Here is a 26953-nt window from a genome sequence, read left to right on the forward strand (position 1 = left end):
GAGCAATTGTCCTTTTTTTAAAGCCTACTTTTTTAAAGCAGATAAAATTAAAATATAAAAAACTGATTTTCAATTTAATAAGAAATAAAAAAGTCCGATTTTAGTTTTTATCGGACATTAATGATTTGGATTCAATAAATAAATAATTTCTGTCGTTTACCGATTTTTGAATGTAGTATGACGAAAATGTTACTGTAAAGTTAATTTCTTGTCTAAATTTGCAAAATATTTATTGTCTCCAAATTATGAAAAAAATTACTTGTATCCTATTTTTACTCTTAGTCTATTTTCCGTTAAGTGCTCAAAATGTTTTGATTAACGAAGTTATTACTTCCAACACAACAGTGATAACCGATGAAGATGATAGTTATGAAGATTGGGTAGAATTGTATAACACGGGAACAGAAGCTATCAATTTAGAGGGCTATGGATTAACCGATTTATCTTCAAACCCTTATCAGTGGGTTTTTCCTGCTTATTGGATTGAGCCGGGCGAACATTTGTTGGTGTGGTGTTCTTCAAAAAACAGAACCGATATCAATTTACCCCTTCATACCAATTTTAAAATAAGTTCAGGCGGAGAAGTGATTACACTCACCAAACCCAATGGCGAAATTGAAGACAGTTATCCTGCTGTTTTAGTCCCTCAAAACTTTACTTATGGAAGACAAACTGACGGCTCTACTGTATTTGTTTATTTTCCTGAACCAACTCCGGGAGCTTCTAATAATACCTCTACAGGCTACACCGATGTGTTAGCACCCCCAACTTTTTCGGTAAGCGGAGGTTTTTATACAGAGAGTTTTAATTTAACGATTAGTCATCCGGATCCTGCTGTAACAATTATTTATACAACAGACGGTTCTGATCCTAATATCGATAATTTAACAGGAACTACTTATCAATATAAGAATGAATATCCATATGAACTTGGTGCTCAACCCTCAACTACTTTTTTAACAAAAAGTTTTCAGTCCAATCAATATGATAACCCGATTACGATTGTTGATAGAACCAACGAGCCTAATGATATATCAACTATTTCTTCAACTTTTGACTCAGATCCTTCCTATTATATCCCTGATTATACTATTTTTAAAGGTACGGTTGTGCGTGCAAGAGCCTATAAAACAGGAGCATTAACTAGTAACATTGTTACTCAGAGTTATTTTGTTTCACCACAAGGAACCGAACGTTTTTCGATTCCGGTAATATAATTAAGCTTGGATGAAAATAAGTTTTTTGATTATTATGACGGTATTTATGTTGCTGGGGTAGATTATGACAATTGGAGAATACAGAATCCTGATGTAGAACCTCTATATTATTCAGAGTCTAACTATGATCGTTCAGGAGACGAATCCGAACGAGTTGGTCACTTCAATTATTTTGTTAACGGAAATGAAGTTTTGAACCAACAAGTTGGAATCCGAATCAATGGCGGTGGTTCTCGAGCTTTTCAAAATAAATCTTTACGATTATATGCTCGTCCTGAACTTGGTGCCGGTACATTTAATTATCCAATTTTTCCCAATGAAAACTATAATAGCTATAAACGCTTAGTATTACGAAATTCAGGTAATGATTTTTTTAATACGTATTATAAAGATGCTTTTACGCATGAATTAATTGAAAAGACGGGATTAGATAACCAAGCTTATCAGCCATCAGTAGTCTTTTTAAACGGAGAGTATTGGGGAATGTTAAATATTAGAGAGCGTTTAGACCGTCATTATTTTGAAAGAAAGTATGGAATTGTAGAAGAAGATTTAGAAATTATTGCAGATGGTTATCAAGTGGATGAAGGTACTGAAGACCATTTTGAAGCGATGTATTCCTTTTTTGAAAATAATTCTCTTACCAACGATTCAAATTTTAACTATATAGAAACACAAATGGATGTAAATAATTTTAGAGATTATTTCATTACTAATATTTTTATTCAAAATACAGATTGGCCAGGATGGAATACTTTGTTCTGGAGAAAGAACACCACCTTTAATCCCAATGCTCCTTATGGAAACGACGGTCGTTGGAGAACTGTTATTAAAGATACTGATGCCGGATTTAGTTTAATGTATGATATTAATGATCATAATACACTTGAATTTGCTACGGCCACTGGCGGAACAGAATGGCCAAATCCGGAATGGTCAACTTTGATTTTAAGAAGATTGCTTGAAAATGAAGACTTTAAATTGAATTTTATTAATCGATTTGCGGATATGATGAATACTTTTTTCTTACCAGAAAGAGTAATTGCGTTATCCAATCAGTTTGCTTCGGTTATTCAACCTGAAATTGGTGAACAAATTGATAGATGGGCAGCACCTTATTCCTTCAGTTGGTGGTTAGAAAGTCAGAATGTTATTGAAACATTCGCATCAGAACGACCTGATTTCCAACGCGAACACATCAGAACAAAATTTGGGATTTCATCAAATGTAACAGCAACATTAAATGTAAATGATGATACAAATGGATTTGTAAAAATAAATACAATTGATATTAATTCTGATACTCCGGGCGTTTCAGCAAATCCATATCCTTGGTCAGGAATTTACTTCCACAATATCCCAGTAACGTTAACAGCTATTCCTTTGGAAGGTTACACCTTTAGTCATTGGAGTGGTGATGTGGATAGTACAGAGGCACAAATTACGTATACACCAATCGGAGATTTTTCAGTGACGGCAAATTTTGTGCCTACCCAAGAACCATCAACTCAAGAGCCAATTTTTTTTTGGGTGATGGATGGAAACATTGCCAATGATACACCTTTAACCAGCATCAATTCAACTTTTGAAGTTGGCACAGAAGGTGTTTTAAGTTATGAATCTTGTTTGGTGGGTTATCCTTTTGACAACACACATCCTAATTGGAGAAAAGGTTCTATGGAAAGAAGAAACAGTCCGACGGATATCAATTATATTCCTGAAGCTAATAACGATTTGCCTTTTGCATCGGCGAATATGCGAGGATTGCAAATTAAGCAACCTTTTCAAAATGAAGGTTTAGAGAATACACTAGTTTTTAGTTTTTCAACGCTAGGATATGAGGATATTGTATTTGGATTTGCAGCGAAAGATGAAAGTGCCGCAGAAGGAATGTTACTTGATTATTCTATCGATGGAACTTCATGGATAACTACGGGATTGACTAATTCAAATCTTCCATTAACAACGGAATATCAATTGTTTGAAACCGATTTTTCAGGAATTGAAGGAGCGACAACAATGGTAATTTCAGGATTAGAATTCGTTTTTATGGTAGCAATATGACCGTTGATAATGGCAATCGAGTGACGTTTAATAATTTTAGTGCAAAAGGAGTTGAGATGCCTTTAGGAATTGTAGAACAAAACAATTCGAGATTTATTGTTTATCCAAACCCTGCAAACGAAGTTTTAAATGTAATGCATCAGCAAGGAGAAATGGTATATCAGTTAATCACCATTGATGGAAAAGTCATCAAATCAGGAAGTATCGAAAATCAACAAATCAACATAAGCGATTTGCAAAGTGGCATTTATTTGTTGCAATTGAATTCTGATGGAAAATCGGAAACCAAGAAAATTGTGAAACGTTAAAACAATAAAAATATTAAAAATAGAAAAGGAGTTTGTTTAGGCAAGCTCTTTTTTTATGGCATTTTCAGTAAAAAGCTGTTTCTTGCAGAAAAATAAGCATCTCATTTTTTGAAATTTTTTAAAATTATATTCGATTTCTATATTCAATCCTCTTTGCATGTTGCATTTGCTATTTTTGCATTGCTTCATGTGACTGAAGTTTCGCTTGAACTTACAGGAAATAGAAATCTTGAATGCATTATTTTTTTCGGAACAATCGTTGGGTATAATTTTTTAAAATATTTTGAAGCCTTTCAAAAAGGAAATTACGATTTCAAAAAAAATCATTATGTAATAGGATTGACTTTTCTTTCTATTATTGCTGTAATATTCTTTTTTCTGCAATTGAAAAGTGAAACTCAAATCTTTTTTATCAAAATAGGATTATTGGTTGCACTTTATCCCTTTTTGCGAAAATTTGGTTTTTGGAAGTTGTTTTTAGTCAGCTTTTGTGTGACGGCAATTACAGTTTATGCACCGATTTTTCAACAAGTTTCTTTATCAAACAATGAAAAAATCATTTTGCTTCAGCGGTTTTTAATCGTTATCAGTTTGATGATCCCGTTTGAAATTTTAGACAGTCAAACGGATAATGAAACGTTGAAAACCCTTCCACAACGATTCGGAATTTTGAAGACGAAATGGTTTGGAATTCTTATTCTGTTACCGTTTATCGTACTGGAATTTTTTAAAGAAAAAATTGAAATATCAACTTTTGTAATAGCCATTATAACGGCACTTTTTATCGTATTTACTACCTTTAAAAGAGATAAGTATTACACTTCTTTTTGGTTGGAAAGCGTGCCGATTTTGTGGTGGATGGTATTGGTTAATACCTGACAGGTTTCAAAAACCTGTCAGGTTTACTAGTCTAACCTCTAAAAACAATTCGTTCCTCCACTTTTGGTTGACTCGCTTTTCTTTTTCCTCTGAAAAATAAATACAAATTGATGAAAAGCATTATTCCTAGATAAATTGAAAATCCACCAATTTTGCTACTCAATTCTTCAATCATAACTTGATAGGAATCGGTGTATAAATACATTTCCATAATTAATAAGGCAAACCCAATGTTGAGCAAATAGAATCCGGTTTCGAATAATTTATTGGTGGCCTTGGCAATTTCTTCTCGGCCTTTAAAAATATCGGTCATGTAGACCAAACTGTTTTTGAACAATGTTTTTGAAACATAAATGGTGAGAGCAATGGCTATCGGAAGATAGATGCAGTAAGCAAGGAGTGTTTTTGTAGTTTCCATGATGTAAAGATTAATTGATTAATTTTTTAAGGTAGTTGGTAATCATATAAATGTTGAAGTAATGTAGAATTCCAATGATAAAAAGGATGACGGAAGTTTTATAGGTAATTATGCCAATCAATTGATTAATTGTTTCGATTTTCTCCCAACTTAATATCGTAATGGCACAGTAACCAAGATTCAGTAAATAATAGACTAACAATAAATTTTTATTCACTTTTTTGCATAAATCTTCATGGTTGGGAACTAATTGTGAGACAAACACATTTCCGTTTTTGCACAAAATTTGTCCCACCACAACAATGATAATGGCGGTGATGGTAAGGTAAATGAAGTAGGAGAGGATGTTGAGGTTCATAACTTTTTAATTAAATTATCAAAAGCTTTATTTAAATCTCCATATTCAAAATTAAAGCCGTTTTCGTTTAGTCTTTTCGGAATAACATTCCTGCTTTTTAAAACCAATTCAGATTCTGTTCCAATCATTATAGCTTCTAATTTTAAAAGTCTTTCACCAACCGGAATTCCAATTACAACCTTTAAACTTTTTTGAAGTGTCTTCATAAAATCACGATTCTTAATAGGTTTTGGTGAGACGATATTGATGATTCCAGTAAGTTTTTCATTAATTATAAATTCAACTGCTCTAGCAAAATCTTTCTCATGAATCCAACTTATAAATTGATTTCCACTCCCTTGTGTTCCACCAAATCCAAACATTATCAAATTTTTCAAAGGAAGAAATGCTCCACCTTTTTTTCCTAAAACAATAGATGTTCTAAGTGCTGTTTTTAGTGTTCTTGGTGTTTCAATTTCGAAGAATGACTTTTCCCAAGATTTGGCTACATTCATTGAAAAATCATCGCCAATTTCTCCTGAATATTCATCCATTTCTTTATCTATCGAATGTCTGTAAATTGTAGAAGTTGATGAATTTAACCAATGTAATGGTGGTTTTTTACATAGTAAAACTGCTTGATTTAGAATTTTTGTACTGTCAATTCTAGAATTTAAAATTTCTTTTTTATTATGTACAGTATATCGACAATCAACAGATTTTCCTGTAAGATTGATTAAGACATCCGTATTTTCTAATTCATTTTCCCAACCAGATAATCTTTTGGCATCCCAATTCACATATTTAATTGTATCTGAAATTTTAGTTTCTCCACGGGTGAGAATTATAATTTCATCAAATTTGTTTTTGAAATGATTTACTAAAACGTTTCCTAAGAATCCTGTTCCTGCTGCTATGACTAATTTTCCCATCTTATCTATTATTTTAAACTTTCAGAAAAAAATGAAAGTTGTTGTTAAAAAAATTTACTTCATGATTTTCACCACCAATTTGGCCAACCAATTGTCTTTGTATTCTGTAATTTTATCCAAAACATTATCGGCTTTTAACACAAAATCATACAATTTAGTGGTTTGATCTACAAAATGTTTTTCAGCAGCGGTTCCGTCAGATTCAATAGCTGAAACTTCTTTCAAGACTTTCAAAGCAGGTTTAATTTCACGTTTGCTGCGTTCTCTTGAAATTTTTACGGCTAATTCATCTAAATCTTTTTCGGCAGTAAAAAACTCTTTGCGTTCGCCGGCTTTGTATTCTTTATACACAATTCCCCAATCCATTAATGCTCTTAAATTCATTGAAGCATTTCCACGAGAAATTTGCAATTCCTCCATAATGTCTTCCATCGAAATCGGCTCGTGCGAAACCATCAACAACGCATGAATCTGAGCCATGGTCTTGTTAATTCCCCATTGCGAACCTAAAGCTCCCCAGGTTTGAACGAATTTATTTTTTGCTTCTTTGAATTCCATGAGACAAAGTTATGTAAAAGTTTTTAAACTTTCAAAAAAAAATGAAAGTTTGTGTTGAATTTTTAAAAAAGCATAATATTGGTGAATACATTCACTAAAAAATATATAAATTTGGTGAATATAATCACCAAATAATATATAAATTTGGTGAATAGAATTATTTTTGTACTTTTGTAAAAAAAGCAAAGCCATGATAAATAGGGATTTAACCAATATCGTAATCAATAAATTGCATAAAGGCAAAGCAATTGTGCTTATTGGGCCAAGGCAAGTTGGTAAAACCACTTTAATCAATGCGTTATTAGCCGATAAAGCCTATCTTTTTTTAGATGGTGATGACCATTCCGTGAGTGAATTGCTTTCAAATGCAAACACAGAACAGTTGCGGAGTATCATCGGAAATTATAAATACGTTTTTATTGACGAAGCTCAACGCATACCCAACATTGGACTGAAACTGAAAATCATGGTTGACCAAATTAAAGATGTTCAAGTGATTGTATCGGGTTCATCTGCTTTTGATATCAATAACATAACGCAAGAACCCTTAACAGGCAGAAAGTTTGAATACCAACTTTTTCCCGTTTCTTGGAACGAATTCGAGCAAAATGTTGGTTATGTAAAAGCACATCAACAACTGGAATTACGCATATTATATGGCATGTATCCCGATGTCATCAATAATTTTGGCAACGAATATGAAATTTTGAAAAACTTGGTTTCAAGTTATTTGTATAAAGACATCTTAGCTTTGGCCGGCATTCGAAAATCTGATGTTTTGGATAAAATTCTTCAAGCTTTGGCTTTGCAAATTGGGAGCGAAGTAAGCTATAATGAAATTGCACAACTCGTTGGAGTAGATAAAAACACGGTCAATACTTATATTGATTTATTGGAAAAAAGTTTTGTTGTGTTTCGATTAAACAGTTTCTCCAAAAACATTCGGAACGAGATAAAAGCCAACAAAAAAATCTATTTTTACGACACGGGTGTGCGAAATATGGTCATCGGAAATTTCAATGCATTGGCTCTCCGTCAAGACAAAGGTGCGTTGTGGGAAAATTTTATGATGGCCGAACGAATGAAGTTTTTGTCTTATTCACAAAGCCTTGCCAAACCTTATTTTTGGCGAACCACTACCCAGCAAGAAGTCGATTATATCGAAACCAATGCCGATGCCGTTAGTGCGTTTGAATTCAAATGGGCAAGCACCAAAAAAGCAAAATTACCAAAATCGTTTATAGAAGCCTACAATCCGAGTTTTATGGTGGTGAATCAAGATAATTTCAGGGAGTTTTTGAAATAAGTTTTGGGCGTTCCCCTCCGCAAGCTACGGGTCAGGCTTTTCGTTACAAGTCCTCGTTCGTCGTGCCTCCTCTCTGTGGGCTTTCCACTTCAATCCTTAACGCGGGGAAGTGCTGGTAGAAGAATAAGTGCTTTCACAAAAATTTATCATTTTCCATTTAAATAATATAAGTTCTTGTATTTGAAAGTATTTATTTTTCAAGATTTTTTTCAATAAGGTGGAAGATTTTATTTTGTGAGTAGTACGGAATGTTGCGTAAATAAAATTTTAACTTATTTTTATCTACATAATTACATATAAAATTGGCGACTGATTCAATTTTTTCAGAACTTTCATTATAGCGAAGTGAAGCATTTAAAACAATTTGAATAAATTTTATCTCATCTATTTTTATTGCAATTTCTTTATACTTTTCAATAAAATAAAAATGTCTGCAATTGCGAAGCATCTCTATAATATCAGCACTTTTTCCGTTTAATTTTTTAACTTCATAATAAAACTCAAAAGCTTTACTATCTCCGTTTTGATAACTGTTTCTCGCATTTACTAGAACAACATTGTGGTATTTTTTGTAGTGGTCATGAGGACAATTTTCTTTAATAAAAAGATAAGTTTCTATTTCAAAAATGTATTTTCCATAAATAGACAAAAGATTGGCTAACTTTTTATTTTCCTTTGTAGTTTTATACAAATCAACCAAAATTTCAACATACGGCATATCATATTTTCCATTGACATTTCCGTTGATTTGTTCGCTACAATATTTTTCTACCAGCTCAAATTGATTTATTTTATACAATTCTTTTATTAAATCAAGATTGTATTCATTTTGGTATTTCCTTGGTCTAAATTTTAAATAATGAATTTTAAACAAATTATTATCGACATAAACTTTGAAAAAAAATTGTTCAAAATCAATATTAAACGTAAAATAATCTAATTTGTTTTGAGCGTATATTTCGTTAATGTTTTTTTCAATGAAATTGGCAATCATCTGTCTCTGAATTTCATTTGTCTCTGAAAAATCATATATTTTTTTACAGAAATTAAAATCTTTTAACATGATTTTTTTATTAAAAAGTAAAGAAAAATAAAAAGAGGTACATTCTTTCCACACTTCAAAATCTTTAATACCAAAATGAGATTTCAGCAGGTTATCATAAATAGATTCCTCCAATCGGGTAATCTTTATACTCGAAATATAATAATCATAATGTATTTCTTCCATCAAAGTAGTCAAAATTGAAATCAGTTTATATTTAGAACTTGTGATAGGTGAAATATAAATATGATCATAAAGCGGTTGAAAAGATATGTTTAAAGCATCAACTATTTTTTTTACTTCATTGGTTTCAATTGTTTTTCTCTTTCCTACAACTGACGAAATACATTCTTTGATGGTATTTTTAATAAACTCTTTATCTAAAACTATATTTTTTTTATCAAAAGTGTTTTTGAACAAGAATGCAATCTCCTTGTTTTTAGATATCAATTCTGAAACCCAAATTCGTAATCTTTCATTATCAACGGTTTCTAGGAGAATATCTGTTTCTGAAAGTTTTCTTTTGAGGGGTTTTTTAATAACAGTTTTTTCAGTCTTTGGGTTTGAAATAAATACTGCTAATGCAACAATGTGAATACAAATTCCACCTTGTTCACAATCACATTGAGAGTTTTTTATATTTTTTTTATTATCTAATACTATTTGAACGTCAAAACTGTTTTTGCCTTCATCAACATAAGCAACAAAAGTATTTTTCTCTAACTCGTCTAAATCTCTTACGTTGAGTTTTTTTGTTAGTTTTAACTTGGCTTTATTTTCAGAAATGAAAGTAGATATATTCATCTTATTTATTTTAATTTACATCAATCCAGATTTCTTCAACAAAGCCTCAACCTTCGGTTCCTGACCTCTAAACTTTTATTTTTCCAAACTTTTCACTTGCCTACTCAACAACGCTTTCATTTGCGTTATCGCAATCGCATTCAATTGAACCAATCGTTCCGCTTGCGTTTGCCCTTTGTGAATAAAAACCGAGTTTAAACTTTCTAAATTGGATAAAACAACCAATTGTTCAATTGTTGCTTGATCTCTAATGTTGCCTTCTGCTTCAGGATTTTCATCACGCCATTGTTTGGCAGTTTTACCAAAAAGTGCCACATTCAATAAATCGGCTTCGTTGGCATAAATAAAATTTATTTTGTTTTGTCTAACTCCAACGGAATCAAATTCGCTTTAATTGCATCCGTATGAATATGATAATTCACTTTCGCTAAAGTTCGCTGAAAATTCCATTCCAATTTTAATCGGTCATTTTCATCGTCTTTTAAACGTTGAAATTCTTTGATAAGATAAAATTTGAATTCTGCACTTAACCAAGAAGCAAATTCAAATGCAATATCTTTATGAGCAAAAGTTCCACCATATCTGCCTGTTTTTGAAACAATTCCGATTGCGTTCGTTGCGTCTATCCATCTTTTGGGTGTTAATGAAAAACTATTTAATCCGGCATTGTTTTTAATTCCATCGAATTCGATGGAATTAAAATTTGGATTATTAAATTTTTCCCAAAGACCATTAAATTCTATTGCACTTCTATTTCGCATCCAGTTTTGCAAAATGTAATCACTTCTTTCGCTGTCTCTGTGTCGAGCAATATCTGTCAGCGAAATATAATCGTTCTTATTCTCTTCATAAAAAACAATTTCAACACCTTGTACATTTATTTTTTTACTTTTTGGCATATACTTTACTTTTAAAATTATTTCAAAAATAGAAATTTTTGGCGATTTTCAGACAACGCTAAGAAATTCCCGTCGTGGCGGTTTAGGAGGTAAGTCCCGCCCTCTTCAACAACGCTTCTACTTTCGGTTCCTGACCTCTGAATTTTTTATACAATTCCATCGGCAATTCTGTTCCGCCTTTTGAAAGCACGTTATCTTTAAATTTCGTCGCTACTTCGTGATTAAAAATGCCTTTTTCCTGAAAATAGGCAAACGCATCGGCGTCCAAAACCTCCGCCCATTTATAACTGTAATATCCCGACGAATAACCACCTTGAAAAATATGTGAAAACGACGTACTCATGCAATTTTCTTCCACGTCCGGATACAAAGAAGTGCCTTCAAAAGCCGCTTTTTCAAATGCTTTTACATTGTCAATGGTTTGTGATTTTCCGTGATACGCCATGTCTAAAAGCCCAAAACTCAACTGACGTAAAGTAGCCATTCCTTCCAAGAAACTTGCACTTTCCTTGATTTTTTCTACATACTGCTGCGGAATCACTTCGACGGTTAAATAATGCTTCGCAAACAAAGCCAACGCTTCCGGTTCGTAGCACCAGTTTTCCATCACTTGACTTGGCAATTCCACAAAATCCCAATACACCGATGTGCCGGACAAACTCGGATAGGTTGTATTCGCTAGCATTCCATGCAACGCGTGACCAAATTCGTGAAACAAAGTTGTCACTTCATTAAAGGTGAGGAGCGAAGGTTTCGTTTCAGTTGGTGGCGTAAAATTGCATACAATCGAAACGTGCGGTCTTTCGTTCACACCATTTTTAATGTATTGTGGTTTAAAAGAAGTCATCCAAGCTCCGTTACGTTTTCCTTTTCTTGGGAAAAAATCAGCGTAGAAAACGGCTACAAATTCATCTTGAAAATCTAACACTTCAAATGTTTGCACATCTTCGTGGTATGTATCAATATCAAAAACTTCTTTAAATCTAATTCCGAATAATTTTTCTGCAATGGTAAACGCTCCGTTCAACACATTTTCCAATTTAAAATACGGTTTCAACAATTCATCATCCAAACTGAATAACTTTTGTTTCAATTTTTCAGAATAATAGGCTCCATCCCATTTTTCCAATTGTTCAATTCCGTCTAATTCTCTTGCAAAAGCAGTCAATTCTGCAAATTCTTTGTGAGCAGCCGGTTTGGCTTTTTCCAACAAATCGTTCAAAAACGATTTCACTTTTTCCGGATGTTGAGCCATTCGTTCTTCCAATACAAAATGCGAATGCGATTCATAACCCAATAAATTTGCTCGTTTATGACGTAATTCTACAATGCGTTTGACATTCTCTTTGTTATCAAATTCATTATTTTGGAATGCTTTTTTTCCGGCTGCAATGGCAATTTCTTTTCGCAATTCGCGGTTGTCAACATACGTTACAAACGGCAAATAGCTCGGAAAATCTAAGGTGAAAACCCAACCTTCTAATCCTTTCGATTTGGCTAAACTTGCCGCCATTTCCTTAGAACCATCAGGCAAACCTTTTAAATCTGCTTCGTTGGTAATGTGTAATTGATAGTTGTTGGTTTCGGCCAACACATTTTCGCCATACGTCAATTTTAATTTGGCTAATTCGGTGTCAATTTCACGTAATTTTAATTTATCTTCTTCCGAAAGTAACGCACCGTTTCGTGAAAAACCTTTGAATTTTTTATCTAATAAAGTGGCTTGTTCAGTAGTCAGATTCAATTTATCTTTTTGATCATAAACGGCTTTTACACGTTTAAACAAATCTTCATTCAAGGCAATATCATTGCTGAATTCCGTCAACAAAGGTGAAACTTCCTGAGCAATTTTCTGCATTTCATCACAGGTTTCAGCCGAATTCAAATTAAAGAAAATAGAAGATAATCGGTCTAACGCTTCACCGGAAAAATCTAATGCTTCAATCGTGTTTTCAAAAGAAGGAGCATCAGGATTATTTACAATACTATCAATCTCAGCTCTTGCTTTTGCAATTGTAGCTTCAAAAGCCGGTTTGTAATCGGCTAATTGTATTTGCGAAAAAGGTGCGGTGTTGTGTTTGGTTTCGAAATTTTGGGTAAGTGTTTTCATGTATATTAAATGGAATGATAATTTCACTCCTATTTTTATAATTTAAAATTTTCTAAATCTTGGTGCGTATTCCAAAAACGAAGTAATTCTAACTGATTGGAATTGATTTTGTAATAAAGTGTGATATGTTTTGTAATGACAACTTTGTTTACATTTTTGTAATTAGTTGAAATAAAATCTACATTATTTTTTGTCAATAAATGAATAGTTTTCTCTACTTTTTCAATAAAATTAAGCGTTACTTGAAATGACCATTCCGCTTCCAAATAATCAATATTTTGCCAATAATCTTTTTTGGCTTGCGGAGACCAAATAACGATCATCTATTTAAAATATTTTGAGTAGCGATTTTTAGTTTCTTCCATCACCATATTATGAGAAATTCCTTCATTCTTTTCAAGCGAAATAAGTGCTTCATCAATAGCCAATTTTTGTTTTTCGGTTAAAGTAGATTTTGATTGAATTAAATGAATAATTTCTTCAATCAATACAGGATTTTCAAGGTCTAAAATAACCTTTGCCAGTTCTATTTTTGAAGTTTTAATATCCATATTCATTTTTTATCAAAGATAATTATTTTTTCAATCCTTCCGAAGCTTTTAAAACCGCGTCTTTCAAACCTTCTTTATAAAAAACTATTTTATCCAACACACATTTATCGTGACTTCCGATAATTTGTGCAGCTAAAATTCCTGCATTTTTGGCTCCGTTCAATGCTACTGTCGCCACTGGAACACCTACCGGCATTTGCAAAATTGATAAAACGGAATCCCAACCGTCAATGGAATTACTCGATTTCACTGGAACGCCAATGACAGGCAACGGCGACATCGAAGCGACCATTCCCGGCAAGTGTGCCGCTCCACCGGCTCCTGCAATAATCACCGAAATGCCGCGAGTGTGAGCATTTTTACTAAACTCAAACAATTTTTCAGGTGTTCGGTGTGCTGAAACTATATCCACTTCGGTTTCTATATCAAATCCTTTTAAAATGTCGATGGCTTCCTGCATGACCGGCATGTCGGATATACTTCCCATTATGATGGCTACTTTGCTCATTTTTTTGTTTTTGTTTCAGGTTTAAGGTTTCAAGTTGATTTTGTTATTAAAACTGCTAACTATGACTGATCACTCTTATACTATTCTTCACTTCTTCCGCCACTTTTCTGGCTTCCGTCATATCTTCATTCACAATCGTCACATGTCCCATTTTACGGAAAGGTCGGGTTTCTCTTTTACCATAAAGATGAGGTGTTACACCATCAATCGCCATGATTTTTTCAATATTTTCATAAACCACAGGTCCGGAAAAACCTTCTTCACCCACCAAATTTACCATAATTCCGGCAACTTTACTAGCCGTATTTCCTAAAGGTAATTCTAAAATGGCACGTAAATGATTTTCAAATTGCGAAGTATAACTGGCTTCAATGCTGTAATGTCCTGAATTATGTGGTCGTGGAGCGACTTCATTCACTAAAATTTCATCATTTTCGGTTTGGAACATTTCCACGGCCAATAATCCCACATGATTGAAAACTTCTGAAACTTTCAATGCTATTTCTTGAGCTTTTTGAGCCACTTTTTCATCAATTCGAGCCGGACAAATCACGTATTCCACTTGATTGGCTTCGGGATGAAATTCCATTTCCACCACCGGATAGGTTTTCACTTCTCCTGAAACGGAGCGAACAACAATAACTGCCAATTCATTTTTAAACGGAATCATATCCTCAATTAGACAGGGCGTTTCTGGTAAGTCAGTGATGTCTTTTTCCGATTTCAGAATTTTTACGCCATATCCATCATACCCAAATCGATCTTGTTTCCAAACACACGGATACGTTAGAGTTCCCTTTAAAATTTCGGCCACTAATTCACTTTTATTTTCAAAAGTTTTGGCATTGACTGTTGGGATTTGATTACTCAAATAAATATTTTTTTGTGTGATTTTGCTTTGGATGTTTCGCAATGTTTTTGGCGAGGGAAATACTTTTTTGCCTTCTGCTTCCAATTGATCTAAGGCATCTAAATTGACATTTTCAATTTCGATAGTCAGTACATCTACTTTTTTGCCAAATTGATAAACGGTGTCAAAATCGAGTAAATTTCCAACTTCAAAATAATGAGTTCCATATTGGCAAGGTGCATCTTTGCTTGGGTCTAACGCATAGGTTTGGATGTCAAATTTTCGGGTTTCAGCTAAAAGCATTTTACCGAGTTGGCCCCCGCCTAAAATTCCTAATTTAAAATCGGAAGAAAAATAATTCATGGTGTTGTGTTGTTGTTTTGCAAAGATAAGTAACAATTAATGGATTGAAAACTTATTTCATTCTTTTCAAAATATTCCTCGCCGCCGCTTTATATCCGGCAGAATGATTTATAATATTGGCTTAAAAATAGGATAAATTTCTTTAGCAGATTTTTTTAAGTAGTATGTTGTGAGAGTTTAGTATTCATAAAATAAAAAAAGCAACTAATTAAAGTTGCTTTATTTCCTAGGAACCTAGACATAAACATTAATTCTTTCAAATTAAGAGGGAAACATCTGAAGTTCCTTTTAGTATTGTTGAATAATAATTATCTTTGATAAAACTATATGCAAATATAATAAATTATGATAAAAGTAGTACCAAAGATTTTGTTAAATAAAATTGAGATGTTTTTTGTGGAGAAATCTATGGAGCTTTTACATAGAGAAACTATAGATACTAATAGACTAAGAATAAACAATCCTTTAACAGTTATTAAAGAGCTTGTTCAAGTTTGTGAAGATTTAAAAGACAATAAGTTGAAAAATACTGATTATGCTAAAAGTTTATTCGGTGAAGCTTTTATGATTTTGTCTAAAGAACATTATTTGTCTTCCTCAACTATAAATATTAATTATTTTATTGATTTGATTGATCCTAAAAATTTTGAAAAAAAAGAGTTTTCAAAAATAATATACTCAGGAAATCTAATTATCAAAGACAATGAAAATTATATTGATGTTCTTTTCGAGCAAAATTTTAATACTATCCTTCAGAATAGAGAAAATGAAAATATTACCTATGATGTATTGTTTCAATTTAGCAAGAAAATAGAGTTTTTATATACCGAATTAATATCAATTGGATATTCAAAATTTTATTTATCGAGATTTTTATCAGCAATATTTTCAGGTTTAGATGATATTTCATTTGATGAAAGATTTGAAATAATTAAATCTTTGAAAGATCGAGAAGAAGAAGAATTTGAAGTTGTTTTTGGATTAGATACAACAAAATCTGATAATATTAAAATAAGACAATTATCAGACAAAGCTATGATTCTAGATAAAAGTAAGATATTCAATTTATCAGTTAAAACTGATGGTTTGATTGACGATTTTATTGAAAAAAACCAACAACATTTATTATTTTCATTAAAGATAAAAACTAAAGATTATTATCAAGCTTTGAATAAAGCTAGAAGTAAAGTTTTAATTATGCTTGATGTTATATATTTAGGACATAGCAATAGAACTATTTATTTGACTAAAGAATGTTTTATAATTGGTTCTAAAAGACCAAATAAGGCCAGCACATTTCCTACTTCATATCAAATTGATGGTTATTATAAAGATAATAGAAAATTATATAATGAATATCTTAATAGGTTTGCCACTTTACAGACTTTAAATATAAATAAAGAAACAATTAATAAAATAAATTCTGGAATACGATATTTGAGAATGGGTGGGGAATCTGACGAAATAATTAACAAATTTTTGAATTATTGGATTGGTTTAGAATATGTTTTTTCAACTTTTGAGGCAGATTCTTACACTGTTGGAAGGCTAAAAGATTACTTTAAAAGATGTCATTCATTAATTTATTTGAAAAGAAACATTAAAGAGTTTCATCGAGATATAAGAAAATTAAATCAACAACATATATTACCACTATATAATGAAAATTTAGATTATTTAAAAAGTGAAGAAAGTTATGATTTGTTGATTAATAAAAGTATATCTCCTCTAATTGTATTCAGAGCTCAATATTATAGAAATTTATTGATTGATGGTAAAAAAATGAAAGATACTTTAGAAAAACATCAAAAAAATTTAGAATGGAATTTGACAAGAATTTATAGAGTCAGAAATGAAATTGTTCATAATGCAGCTTTAAAAGAAGATTTGACAGTATTGACATCTCATTTAAGATATTATTTAACATTTATATTAAATGGGCTAATGGATTTTTTTATAAATCATCCTGTAGATGTTGATAAGGATAAATTTTTTTCAATAGATGACTATTTTTTATTTCAAGATCTTAAATTGTCTAGTTTATCTAGTTATAATAAAAATGAAATAAATTTTATTGATTTAATAGATATCAATAATCCATTAGAAATAATTATATAAACTTATTTCATTCTTTTCAAAATATTCCTTGCCGCCGCTTTATATCCGGCAGAATGATTTGAATAATCCTGACTTAGGATTGGCTTCAATTCCTCATAAATCCAATCGTATTTTTTTCCTAAAACGAATAAGGCTTTCATAGCATACGCTTTAGAGGCTACTTTTTCATCCTGAATCAATCGGTCAATCAAGGCTTCAATCAAAATATGTTCTTGTTCTTGAGATAATTTTATGCCATTTTTACGATGGTTACTTTTCGCTAAAAACATCGCTATACGAGTGGCAGGTCGCAATGAGGAATCATTTTTAATTTTAGGTAAAACTTCACAAAAAGCATCTAAATAAGGAATCAGTAATTTCAACTTTTTTTCACCTACTAAATCCAAACTCCAAAAGGCTTTGACATGCAATTCATGATGAATGTCAAAAGCTATTTCAATGAGTTCCTGCAAATTTTCATCACTCTTCATCGCTAAATTACTAATCGTAACTCTGCTTTTTACATGAGCTGTGCCGGCTTCAATTTTTTGATATAGTTTTGAATTCATTCGGTAAATATACCAATTTTACAAAAAATGTCTGAATTCGTACTTCTTAAAACTTTAGACTTCCTTAAATTTGCACTTTATTAAAAATCAGAACATGATACACCTTCACGACAAAACATTTGTGCCGTTTATTTCTTCAGAAGAATTGAATTTTGCTATTAAAAATTTAGCCAAACAAATGGACGATGATTTTTTTGATGAAGTTCCTGTTTTTGTTGGTGTTTTGAACGGAGCTTTCATGGTTTTGTCTGATTTATTGAAAGAGTATCGTGGTATGTGCGAAGTGAGTTTTGTGAAACTATCCTCTTATGAAGGCACACAAACTACTAATCAAGTGAAACAATTGATTGGTTTAAATGAAAATTTGGAAGGTCGAACAGTTGTAATTGTTGAAGACATTATTGATACCGGAAACACCATTGAAGAATTGAAAGCAATTTTTAAAGGGAAAAATGTAAAACACCTTAAAATTGCCACTTTATTTTTAAAACCTGACGCATATAAAAAAGATATCAAGATTGATTACGTAGGTATTCGAATTCCAAATAAATTCATCGTAGGCTATGGACTTGACTACGATGGTTTAGGAAGAAATTTACCGGATGTTTATCAACTTGCAGAATAAAATCTAACTAAATCTAACTATCCAGAAATCTAATAATCCAACAATCTAAATAAAAATGATTAACATCGTTCTTTTCGGAAAACCAGGTGCAGGAAAAGGCACACAAGCTGAATTTTTAAAAGAAAAATACAATTTAACGCATTTATCAACGGGTGATATTTTTCGTTTCAATATTAAAAATGATACTGATTTAGGCAAATTAGCCAAAACGTTCATGGACAAAGGCGATTTAGTTCCGGATGAAGTGACCATTCAGATGCTTCAAAGTGAAGTGGATAAAAATCCAGATTCTGCCGGTTTTTTGTTTGATGGATTTCCAAGAACAATTGCTCAAGCAGAAGCATTAGATGCTTTTTTAGCCTCTAAAAATCAAGAAATTACAGCTACAGTTGCCTTGGAAGCTGATGATGAGATTTTGGTGAAACGTTTATTAGAAAGAGGAAAAACATCAGGACGTCCCGACGACCAAGACGAAGAAAAAATTAGAAACCGTTACCAAGAATACAACGAAAAAACAGCTCCTTTGATGGAATACTACAAAAATCAAGGAAAATTTCATGGTGTGAACGGAATTGGAACCATAGCAGAAGTAACAGAACGTTTAAATTTGGTATTCGATAACTTGAAATAAATCTTATTTATCAAAAAAAATGGCTAAATAGTGCTGTTTTTTTTAGATATTTGCAAAATTAAAAGGAGCTTCATCCGGATTGTCGGAACTGTTGCTCTTTTTTTGCTAAAAAATACATATGGAAATTTTAATAATTTTATTTTTAATTGTATTGAATGGTGTTTTTTCGATGTCTGAAATTGCACTTATTTCAGCTAGAAAAAGTCGTTTGGAAACTGCCGCTAAAAAAGGCAATCCTGCTGCAAAAGTAGCATTGGATTTAGCTAATTCTCCCAACAAATTCTTGTCAACCGTTCAAATCGGAATTACCTTAATCGGTATTTTAACGGGTATTTATTCAGGGGACAAAATTACGACGGATGTTCAAGATTTTGTAGCAGGATTTGAAGTTCTGCAACCTTATGCCAATTCAATTGCAGTTGGAATTGTAGTGGTTGTTTTAACCTTCTTTTCATTGGTTTTAGGTGAATTGGTTCCAAAAAGAATTGGTTTAAATTACCCTGAGACAATTGCTAAAGCAGTAGCTGTTCCGATGAAAATTGTTTCAAAAATTACGGCCCCGTTCATTTGGCTTTTGACTATTTCTACCGAATTTATTTTAGATTTATTCAGAATTAAACCTACCGCTGACGGAAAAGTAACGGAAGAGGAAATTAAAGCAATTATCAAAGAAGGTACAGAAGTGGGTGAAGTTCAGGAAATCGAGCAAGACATTGTGGAACGTGTTTTCCATATTGGCGATAGAAAAGTAAATTCACTCATGACGCACCGAAAATCAGTTGATTATCTATCTTTAGATGATTCACCTGAAGAGTTGAAAAATAAAGTTTTGAATGATTTACATTCCTTTTATCCGGTTTGTCATGAAAATTTAGATGAAATTATTGGAATCGTTTCTCTAAAAGAATTATTCCTGAATTTTGAAAAAGGGATTTTTGAGTTAAAATCAATGCTGAAAGAGCCGGTGTATTTTATTGAACATACTTCCGCCTATAAAGCGTTAGAAGTGTTTAAAAAATCAAGAGTTCATTACGCCCTGATAGTTGATGAACATGGTGTTTTTCAAGGAATTATAACTCTTAATGATATTTTAGAAGCGTTAGTTGGTGATGCTTCCGATTTTTATGATGAAGAATTTCAATTAGTAGCCCGTGAAGATGGAAGTTGGTTAGTTGACGGACATTATTCTCTTCATGACTTTTTGACCTACTTTGATATGGATGAGCATATTAACGATTATGATGTTACTACCGTTAGCGGATTTATTATCACCGAATTAGGAAACATTCCTAAACAAGGTCAAAAATTAATTTGGAACAAACTCGAATTTGAAGTGATTGATATGGATGGCGTTAAAATTGATAAAATCCTAATCAAAAACTTAAAAGAATAAAAAAATAGTTATCAGTTGGCAGTCATTAGTAAACAGTTGATTTAACTTATTCTCAGATAACTGACAACCGACAACAGAAAACAAAACTATGACAGAGGGAAATTTTGTAGACTACGTAAAAATATATGTTTCATCCGGAAAAGGAGGGAAGGGTTCTTCGCATCTACACCGTGAAAAATTCATTGAAAAAGGTGGTCCTGATGGTGGCGATGGAGGTCGTGGTGGTCACGTTTATATAAAAGGAAACAAAAGTCTTTGGACGCTTTTTCATTTAAAATTTATTAAACATATTAGAGCAGGTCACGGAGGAGATGGTGGAAGTTCAAGAAGTACGGGTCATGATGGCGAAGATAAATTTGTAGAAGTGCCATTAGGAACTGTTGTAAAAGACCAAGAAACAGGTGAGGTTTTGTTTGAAATCACTGAACACGATGAAGTAAAAATCCTTGCAAAAGGGGGTAAAGGTGGTCTTGGGAATTGGCATTTTCGTTCCTCAACTAACCAAACGCCACGTTACGCACAACCCGGAATGCCAGTAGAAGAGGTAGATGTAACGTTAGAATTAAAAGTATTAGCCGATGTTGGTTTAGTAGGTTTCCCAAATGCAGGAAAATCAACTTTACTTTCAGTCATGACTTCAGCTAAACCCAAAATTGCGGATTATCCGTTTACCACTTTAAAACCGAATTTAGGAATTGTGGCTTATCGAGATTTTCAATCGTTTGTAATGGCCGATATTCCCGGAATTATTGAAGGTGCTGCAGAGGGGAAAGGATTAGGGCATTACTTTTTGCGTCATATTGAGCGGAATTCAATTTTATTGTTTTTAGTTCCGGCAGATACAGCTGATATCAAAAAAGAATACGAAATTTTGTTGGATGAACTTCGTCGTTATAATCCGGAAATGTTAGATAAAGACCGCATTTTAGTAATTTCTAAATGCGATATGCTGGATGAAGAATTGAAATCGGAACTTGAAAAACAAATGAAAAAAGAGTTCAAAGGAGTGAAATATCATTTTATTTCGTCTGTTGCCCAACAAGGTTTGCAAGAGTTGAAAGATATGTTGTGGAAAATGTTAAACGAAGAATAAGTAAAAATTATATATTTCTTACAAAAGCATCCCTAATCGGATGCTTTTTTTATGGAATTCTAAAAAATAAGTTAAAAAACACGATAACGATGTAGTTTTTAAGTCTAAAATCAACTGTGAAAACCCAAAAAAAAGTATATTCGCAAACAGTAAAAATGAATCAAAAAATGAAAAAAATTATTTTAAGTTTTGTAGCATTAATTGCATTGGCTCCGGCAACAGTTTTTGCTAACGAAGGAATGTGGTTTTTAATGCATATTCAGCGTCTAAACCAACGTGATATGCAAAAAATGGGATTGCAATTAACAGCTGAAGAAATTTATAGCGTTAACAATTCCAGTTTAAAAGATGCAATCGTGCAATTCAATGGGGGTTGTACAGCAGAAATGATTTCCAAAGATGGTTTAGTGTTAACTAATCACCACTGTGGTTATGATGCGATTGCTGAATTGTCTTCACCGGAGAGCAACTACTTACGTGACGGATTTTGGGCTCAAAACCGAAAAGCAGAATTAAAACCAAAAAGTTTATTCGTTCGATTCTTCGTACGTATGGACGATGTGTCTAAAAGAATTTTGAGTTTGGTAAATGATAAAATGACAGAAGCAGAACGTGAAGCCGCTATCAACAAAGAAATTGCTAAAATTCAAAAAGAAAACGATGGTGGTGGAAAATATACCGTTTCTGTTCGTTCGTTCTTTCAAGGAAATGAATACTACTATTTTGTTTATGAAGATTATAAAGATGTACGTTTAGTAGGAACACCAACTGAAAGTATTGGGAAATTTGGTGGTGATACAGACAACTGGGAATGGCCTCGTCATACTGGAGACTTTTCACTATTTAGAGTGTATGCAGATGCTAACGGAGCTCCAGCAGAATATTCTGAAAATAATGTGCCTTTAAAACCAAAACACCATTTACCAATCAGTTTAAAAGGTGTACAGGAAAATGATTATGCTATGATTTTAGGTTATCCTGGTCGTACCAACCGTTGGATGCCTGCAGAGGGAATTGAGCAAAACGTAAAATATGCTTATCCTGCTTGGGTTGAAGGTTCAAAAATGTCGATGGATAAAATGAAAACGCACATGGATAAAGATGATGCTGTACGTTTACAATATGCTTCAAAATATGCACAAATTGCCAATTATTGGAAGAATAGACAGGGAATGATTGATGCTCTTTCTCAATTCAAAACAGCTGATTCAAAACGAAAAGTAGAGAAAAAGTTTGACGCTTGGGCCAATAAAAAAGGCAATAAAGAACAATATGGAAATGTAATCAAAGACATCAATGCGTATTATGCTTTAACAAACGAAAAATCGAAGCATGATAACTATTTAATGTCATTTTTGAGAGGTTCTGCCTTTGGTGTTACACCGGCTCGTTTGGGTAATCAGTTGACAAATTATGCCAAAGCTCAAGCCAATGAGAGAACTCAAATGAAACCTCGTTTAGTTGAAATGATTGAAGGAACATTTGAAAGTATGTACATTCCAGCAGAAAAAGATGTGTTAGCTGGACAATTAGGTTTATATGCTAGTAAAGCGAAAGGTTACACACTTGCTCCAAGTGTTGAAGCCTTGGTCAAGGAAAACACCAATTTTGAAAGTTATGCAGCCAATGCTATCGATTTAAGTATCTTCTCGTCAAAAGAACGTTTAATGGCCTTTTTAGAGTTGCCAAATGAAGAGTTGATTAAAAATGATCCATTGTACAAATTGTCTTCTGATTTGTTAGACCATTACAATAAAAAGTCAGACGAGTTAAAAGCGGCTGAAGAAAAGTACCAAATTGGTTTCAGAAAATTAGTGGCTGGTTTGAGAGAATCAAAATTAAGTCCGATTTTATATCCGGATGCTAACTCTACTTTACGTCTAACATACGGGAAAGTTCGTTCATTGCCGGCAGACAAAAGAAATGATGCAAAAATCAATAACTATACAACCTTAGAAGGAATGGTGAAAAAACACAAAGCAGGCGATCCTGAATTTGATTTATCACAACCTTTGATTGATTTGTATAACAAAAAAGATTTTGGTCAATATGCCGATAAAGCAGGTTATATGCCGGTTAACTTCTTAACAGATAATGACATTACAGGTGGAAATTCTGGTTCTCCGGTATTGAATGGAAAAGGAGAATTAATCGGATTAGCGTTTGACGGAAACATCGAAGCGATGGCGGGAGACGTTATTTTTGACAAAGATTTGCAAAGAACGATTAATGTTGATATTCGCTTTGTGTTATTCATCATTGATAAATATGCCGGTGCGAAACATTTAATTGACGAATTAACTATCGTAAAATAAGTTTTTATTAATTCTATAAAAAATCTGCTTCAGTGATGGAGCAGATTTTTTTATGGTAAAGATTTCTAAAATAATTTAAATAGTAATTTCATTTCCTTATTTTTGAATTCAAATAAAAAGCATGACTACTTTTAGACTATTTTTTTTATTCCTATCCTTTCAACTGATGGCGAATTCCGATTTTGAAAAAGCCGAACAATTATTCCAAAAAGAAAAATTTTTGGAAGCTAAAGTTTTGTTTGAAAATCACTTAAAGTCAAATCCTAATCATACTAAAACATTAGAATATTTGGGAGATATTGCCGGAAAAGAAAAAAATTGGGATGAAGCAATTTTATTTTACAAAAAAATAAAAATCCAATTTCCTAAAAATGCAAATTATCATTACAAATATGGTGGTGCGTTAGGAATGAAAGCCAAAGAATCCAATAAATTTAAAGCCTTAGGAATGATTGATGAAGTTGAACAATCGTTTTTAACTGCGGCTAAATTAGATGAAAAACACATCGATTCCCGATGGGCGTTGGTAATGTTTTACATAGAATTACCCGGAATTGTGGGAGGTAGCGAAACGAAAGCCCAAAAGTATGCCGATGAATTGATGAATTTGTCAAAAGTGGATGGTTTTTTAGCCAAAGGACATATTGATGAATACTTTAAACGATATGCAAAAGCAGAGGTATATTTTAAAAAAGCCCATGAAATCGGGAATTCTAAATCAACATTTCATAGGTTGTATAATTTGTATAAAAACAAAATGAAGCAACCCCAAAAAGCGGAAGAATTAAAAAAGAAATTTGAAAGTAAATAATTTGTTGTTAAGTGACCAATTACCCATTACCAATAACCCATTACCATAAAAATGAGAATCCACTTTATCGCCATCGGCGGAGCCGCCATGCACAATTTAGCACTTGCTTTACATCACAAAGGATACCAAGTTACCGGAAGTGACGATGCCATTTTTGAACCTTCCAAATCACGTTTAGCAAAATTCGGATTGTTGCCTGATGAGATGGGATGGTTCCCTGAAAAAATCACATCAGATATTGAAGCAATTATTCTCGGAATGCACGCCAAAGCCGATAATCCTGAATTGTTGAAAGCAAAAGAATTGGGTTTGAAAATTTATTCCTATCCTGAATTTTTATACGAACAATCCAAAAATAAAACCCGTGTTGTAATTGGTGGTTCACATGGGAAAACAACTATTACTTCGATGATTTTGCACGTCATGCATTATCATAACATCGAAGTCGATTATATGGTAGGAGCACAATTGGAAGGTTTTGATACGATGGTGCATCTCACCGAGAAAAATGATTTTATCGTTTTGGAAGGCGATGAATATTTATCCTCTCCAATTGATAGACGACCCAAATTTCATTTGTATCAACCCAATATTGCTTTACTTTCAGGTATCGCTTGGGATCATATTAATGTGTTTCCAACCTTTGAAAATTATGTAGAACAATTTGAAATTTTTGTCAATCAAATTACCAAAGGTGGCATTTTGGTGTACAATGATGAAGATGAAACGGTAAAAAAAGTAGCCGAAGAAACGACTAATACTATCCGAAGATTGCCCTATCAAACACCAAGTTATTCTGTTGAAAATGGAACTACTTATCTCGATACGCCCGAAGGGCCAATGCCTATTGAAGTATTCGGGGCTCACAATTTGAACAATCTTGCCGGAGCCAAATGGATTTGTCAAAATATGGGAGTCGATGAAGCCGATTTTTACGAAGCCATTGCCAGTTTTAAAGGAGCATCCAAGCGTTTAGAAAAAATAGCCGAAGGAAGAGGAAAAGTAGCTTACAAAGATTTCGCTCATTCGCCCAGTAAAGTTGCTGCTACTACAAAAGCCGTTAAAAATCAATATCCGGATAGAAAATTAGTAGCTTGTTTAGAATTGCATACTTACAGCAGTTTGAATGCCGCATTTCTAAAAGAATATGAAGGAGCTTTGGATGCTGCCGATGTTGCGGTTGTGTTTTATTCGCCAGACGCAGTAAAAATCAAACAATTGGAAGAAGTAACGTATGACCAAATTGCACAATCTTTCAAACGAAATGATTTAATTATTTATACCAATCCAACCGAGTTTAAAGATTTTTTATTTTCAAAAAGTTTGGATGATTCTGCTTTGTTATTGATGAGTTCAGGAAATTATGGTGGGTTGAATTTTGAGGAGGTGAAGGAATTAGTCAATTAGACAATTAGCCAATTTGGCAATGATGAATTAATTAGCAATATTAAGTGACATATTGACTAATTGGCATATTGCCCCATTATCCACCATACCGAAAATGCCCCACAATCCTCCAGCTAAACAAACAATCTTCCAATACCTGTCCGCTACCCACATTGTGCAAATTAAATTACGTTTGCCATCGGCTGATTTTTTGTGCGTAACAATGCCAATGTGTGGCAGTTTGTCGCCAATCATCCAAGTTACTAAATCACCGGTTTTGTAATCTGATGGGTTTTGAGTTACAGCTAATTTTTCTCCTTTTCGTTCAAAAAATACTTCTAAATTGGGAACTCTGCGGTGATCGATATTAGTATCCGGCTTTTTTAATCCCCACTTTTTTAAGTTTGGATATTTGTAGAAATTGGCTTTCAAATCTTCATGTACTTCTTTTTGCAAATCGATTCCTAATTTTCGATAAGCACGGATAATCACATCCGTGCAAACGCCTTTGTCTTTTGCCACATCTCCGTTTGGGTATTTCAACTTCACATAACTTGGGTCATAAGTAACTTTATCTTTTGTAAGTTCTAAAGCAGCATTTGACAATTTTAAAGAAAATGATTGTTGATTTATTGGTAAAAGAAGAAAAAGGAAAATGGATAGAAAGAGTTTCATACAAATTAAATTTAATTGATAACGAAATGCACTTTCAATTTACTACAAAAAAAATGCCTCTTTTTGCAAAGAAGCATTTTTTAGAAAAAAATTTTGATTGTCCGTTATTAGTCATAACCCTGTAATGCTTGCTATCACTAGCCTGTCGAATAATTTTTCTTCAAAATACCGTCTATTAAGCTTGTAAACGAACTCATTTAGGTATAATTGTA

The 26953-nt window shown here is 32.7% G+C and carries 25 protein-coding genes and 3 pseudogenes; 13 read left to right on the top strand and 15 right to left on the bottom strand.

All coding sequences use genetic code 11. The annotated features are described in order from the left end of the window. Nucleotides 1-245: 245 nt before the first annotated feature. The 4 genes from ACIQ0M_RS12295 to ACIQ0M_RS12310 all read left to right on the top strand — a co-directional run bounded on the left by ACIQ0M_RS12295 (nucleotide 246) and on the right by ACIQ0M_RS12310 (nucleotide 4468). The gene (locus tag ACIQ0M_RS12295) at nucleotides 246-1217 is read left to right on the top strand and encodes a lamin tail domain-containing protein (RefSeq protein ID WP_396152657.1); all 972 of its coding nucleotides are present in this window, start codon (nucleotides 246-248) and stop codon (nucleotides 1215-1217) included. Between the two features lie 6 nt (nucleotides 1218-1223). Next, entirely contained in the window at nucleotides 1224-3281 is a 2058-nt protein-coding gene (locus ACIQ0M_RS12300) for a CotH kinase family protein (RefSeq protein WP_396152659.1), read from the top strand. Then, entirely contained in the window at nucleotides 3278-3589 is a 312-nt protein-coding gene (locus ACIQ0M_RS12305) for a T9SS type A sorting domain-containing protein (protein ID WP_396152661.1), read from the top strand. Before ACIQ0M_RS12300 ends, ACIQ0M_RS12305 begins: the two co-directional genes overlap by 4 nt. Nucleotides 3590-3697: 108 nt before the next feature. Further along, nucleotides 3698-4468 (top strand): hypothetical protein, encoded by a 771-nt coding sequence (locus tag ACIQ0M_RS12310; RefSeq protein ID WP_396152663.1) that lies wholly within the window; start codon nucleotides 3698-3700, stop codon nucleotides 4466-4468. A gap of 31 nt (nucleotides 4469-4499) precedes the next feature. Here ACIQ0M_RS12310 and ACIQ0M_RS12315 read toward each other — a convergent pair whose 3' ends face one another. Genes ACIQ0M_RS12315 through ACIQ0M_RS12330 form a run of 4 tightly spaced genes read right to left on the bottom strand, consistent with a single transcriptional unit; the run spans nucleotide 4500 to nucleotide 6713 of the window. After that, nucleotides 4500-4886: a hypothetical protein gene (locus tag ACIQ0M_RS12315; RefSeq protein ID WP_396152665.1), complete on the bottom strand. Its 387-nt coding sequence runs from the start codon at nucleotides 4884-4886 to the stop codon at nucleotides 4500-4502. Between the two features lie 10 nt (nucleotides 4887-4896). Then, nucleotides 4897-5244, bottom strand: a complete 348-nt coding sequence (locus tag ACIQ0M_RS12320) for a hypothetical protein (RefSeq protein ID WP_396152667.1) — start codon at nucleotides 5242-5244, stop codon at nucleotides 4897-4899. Then, on the bottom strand, nucleotides 5241-6155 hold the full coding sequence (locus tag ACIQ0M_RS12325) for a TIGR01777 family oxidoreductase (RefSeq protein WP_396152669.1): 915 nt from the start codon (nucleotides 6153-6155) through the stop codon (nucleotides 5241-5243). Before ACIQ0M_RS12325 ends, ACIQ0M_RS12320 begins: the two co-directional genes overlap by 4 nt. A gap of 54 nt (nucleotides 6156-6209) precedes the next feature. Beyond that, the gene (locus tag ACIQ0M_RS12330) at nucleotides 6210-6713 is read right to left on the bottom strand and encodes a GbsR/MarR family transcriptional regulator (RefSeq protein ID WP_396152672.1); all 504 of its coding nucleotides are present in this window, start codon (nucleotides 6711-6713) and stop codon (nucleotides 6210-6212) included. Nucleotides 6714-6903: 190 nt separating this feature from the next. Between ACIQ0M_RS12330 and ACIQ0M_RS12335 the strand changes: the two genes are divergently transcribed. Beyond that, nucleotides 6904-8019, top strand: a complete 1116-nt coding sequence (locus ACIQ0M_RS12335; RefSeq protein WP_396152674.1) for an ATP-binding protein — start codon at nucleotides 6904-6906, stop codon at nucleotides 8017-8019. Between the two features lie 190 nt (nucleotides 8020-8209). On the opposite strand, the gene ACIQ0M_RS12340 is transcribed toward ACIQ0M_RS12335, so the two are convergent. The 7 genes and pseudogenes from ACIQ0M_RS12340 to ACIQ0M_RS12370 form a co-directional block, all read right to left on the bottom strand. After that, on the bottom strand, nucleotides 8210-9865 hold the full coding sequence (locus ACIQ0M_RS12340; protein ID WP_396152676.1) for an SWIM zinc finger domain-containing protein: 1656 nt from the start codon (nucleotides 9863-9865) through the stop codon (nucleotides 8210-8212). 75 nt (nucleotides 9866-9940) lie between these two features. Continuing rightward, nucleotides 9941-10764, bottom strand: a pseudogene (locus ACIQ0M_RS12345) (KilA-N domain-containing protein). A gap of 82 nt (nucleotides 10765-10846) precedes the next feature. Then, complete coding sequence (locus tag ACIQ0M_RS12350) at nucleotides 10847-12874, bottom strand: M3 family metallopeptidase (RefSeq protein ID WP_396152678.1); 2028 nt, start codon at nucleotides 12872-12874, stop codon at nucleotides 10847-10849. A gap of 35 nt (nucleotides 12875-12909) precedes the next feature. After that, nucleotides 12910-13197 (bottom strand): type II toxin-antitoxin system RelE/ParE family toxin, encoded by a 288-nt coding sequence (locus ACIQ0M_RS12355; RefSeq protein WP_396152680.1) that lies wholly within the window; start codon nucleotides 13195-13197, stop codon nucleotides 12910-12912. Continuing rightward, entirely contained in the window at nucleotides 13198-13431 is a 234-nt protein-coding gene (locus ACIQ0M_RS12360; protein ID WP_396152682.1) for a hypothetical protein, read from the bottom strand. 16 nt (nucleotides 13432-13447) lie between these two features. Further along, nucleotides 13448-13933 carry a 5-(carboxyamino)imidazole ribonucleotide mutase gene (gene purE, locus ACIQ0M_RS12365; protein ID WP_396152684.1) on the bottom strand — a complete coding sequence of 162 codons (486 nt, stop codon included), beginning with the start codon at nucleotides 13931-13933 and terminating at the stop codon, nucleotides 13448-13450. A 55-nt stretch (nucleotides 13934-13988) separates the two neighbouring features. Further along, on the bottom strand, nucleotides 13989-15146 hold the full coding sequence (locus ACIQ0M_RS12370) for a 5-(carboxyamino)imidazole ribonucleotide synthase (RefSeq protein WP_396152686.1): 1158 nt from the start codon (nucleotides 15144-15146) through the stop codon (nucleotides 13989-13991). A gap of 345 nt (nucleotides 15147-15491) precedes the next feature. Here ACIQ0M_RS12370 and ACIQ0M_RS12375 point away from each other — a divergent pair, with 345 nt between their 5' ends. Next, nucleotides 15492-17264, top strand: coding sequence for a hypothetical protein (locus tag ACIQ0M_RS12375; RefSeq protein ID WP_396152688.1), 1773 nt, complete (start codon nucleotides 15492-15494; stop codon nucleotides 17262-17264). A 2-nt stretch (nucleotides 17265-17266) separates the two neighbouring features. Here the strand turns inward: ACIQ0M_RS12375 and ACIQ0M_RS12380 are convergent, their stop codons facing one another. Then, entirely contained in the window at nucleotides 17267-17812 is a 546-nt protein-coding gene (locus ACIQ0M_RS12380) for a hypothetical protein (RefSeq protein ID WP_396152690.1), read from the bottom strand. A 94-nt stretch (nucleotides 17813-17906) separates the two neighbouring features. Between ACIQ0M_RS12380 and hpt the strand changes: the two genes are divergently transcribed. The 7 genes from hpt to murC all read left to right on the top strand — a co-directional run bounded on the left by hpt (nucleotide 17907) and on the right by murC (nucleotide 26087). Next, entirely contained in the window at nucleotides 17907-18437 is a 531-nt protein-coding gene (gene hpt / locus ACIQ0M_RS12385; RefSeq protein WP_396152692.1) for a hypoxanthine phosphoribosyltransferase, read from the top strand. Nucleotides 18438-18492: 55 nt separating this feature from the next. Beyond that, on the top strand, nucleotides 18493-19068 hold the full coding sequence (locus tag ACIQ0M_RS12390) for an adenylate kinase (RefSeq protein WP_396152694.1): 576 nt from the start codon (nucleotides 18493-18495) through the stop codon (nucleotides 19066-19068). A 169-nt stretch (nucleotides 19069-19237) separates the two neighbouring features. Next, nucleotides 19238-20461 carry a hemolysin family protein gene (locus tag ACIQ0M_RS12395; RefSeq protein WP_396152705.1) on the top strand — a complete coding sequence of 408 codons (1224 nt, stop codon included), beginning with the start codon at nucleotides 19238-19240 and terminating at the stop codon, nucleotides 20459-20461. 88 nt (nucleotides 20462-20549) lie between these two features. Beyond that, nucleotides 20550-21554: a GTPase ObgE gene (obgE, locus tag ACIQ0M_RS12400; protein ID WP_396152696.1), complete on the top strand. Its 1005-nt coding sequence runs from the start codon at nucleotides 20550-20552 to the stop codon at nucleotides 21552-21554. 167 nt (nucleotides 21555-21721) lie between these two features. Then, complete coding sequence (locus ACIQ0M_RS12405; RefSeq protein WP_396152699.1) at nucleotides 21722-23869, top strand: S46 family peptidase; 2148 nt, start codon at nucleotides 21722-21724, stop codon at nucleotides 23867-23869. Nucleotides 23870-24035: 166 nt separating this feature from the next. Then, on the top strand, nucleotides 24036-24680 hold the full coding sequence (locus ACIQ0M_RS12410; RefSeq protein WP_396152701.1) for a tetratricopeptide repeat protein: 645 nt from the start codon (nucleotides 24036-24038) through the stop codon (nucleotides 24678-24680). A gap of 51 nt (nucleotides 24681-24731) precedes the next feature. Next, the gene (gene murC, locus ACIQ0M_RS12415) at nucleotides 24732-26087 is read left to right on the top strand and encodes a UDP-N-acetylmuramate--L-alanine ligase (RefSeq protein ID WP_396152703.1); all 1356 of its coding nucleotides are present in this window, start codon (nucleotides 24732-24734) and stop codon (nucleotides 26085-26087) included. A gap of 76 nt (nucleotides 26088-26163) precedes the next feature. Here murC and ACIQ0M_RS12420 read toward each other — a convergent pair whose 3' ends face one another. The 3 genes and pseudogenes from ACIQ0M_RS12420 to ACIQ0M_RS12430 all read right to left on the bottom strand — a co-directional run. Then, entirely contained in the window at nucleotides 26164-26238 is a 75-nt protein-coding gene (locus ACIQ0M_RS12420; protein ID WP_396152707.1) for a hypothetical protein, read from the bottom strand. A gap of 68 nt (nucleotides 26239-26306) precedes the next feature. Then, nucleotides 26307-26741: pseudogene (locus ACIQ0M_RS12425) on the bottom strand (DUF1287 domain-containing protein); the annotation flags it as partial. 111 nt (nucleotides 26742-26852) lie between these two features. Beyond that, nucleotides 26853-26953, bottom strand: a pseudogene (locus ACIQ0M_RS12430) (IS1595 family transposase); the annotation flags it as partial.

The sequence above is a fragment of the Flavobacterium sp. genome (assembly GCF_044339515.1).
Classification (GTDB): Bacteria; Bacteroidota; Bacteroidia; order Flavobacteriales; family Flavobacteriaceae; genus Flavobacterium.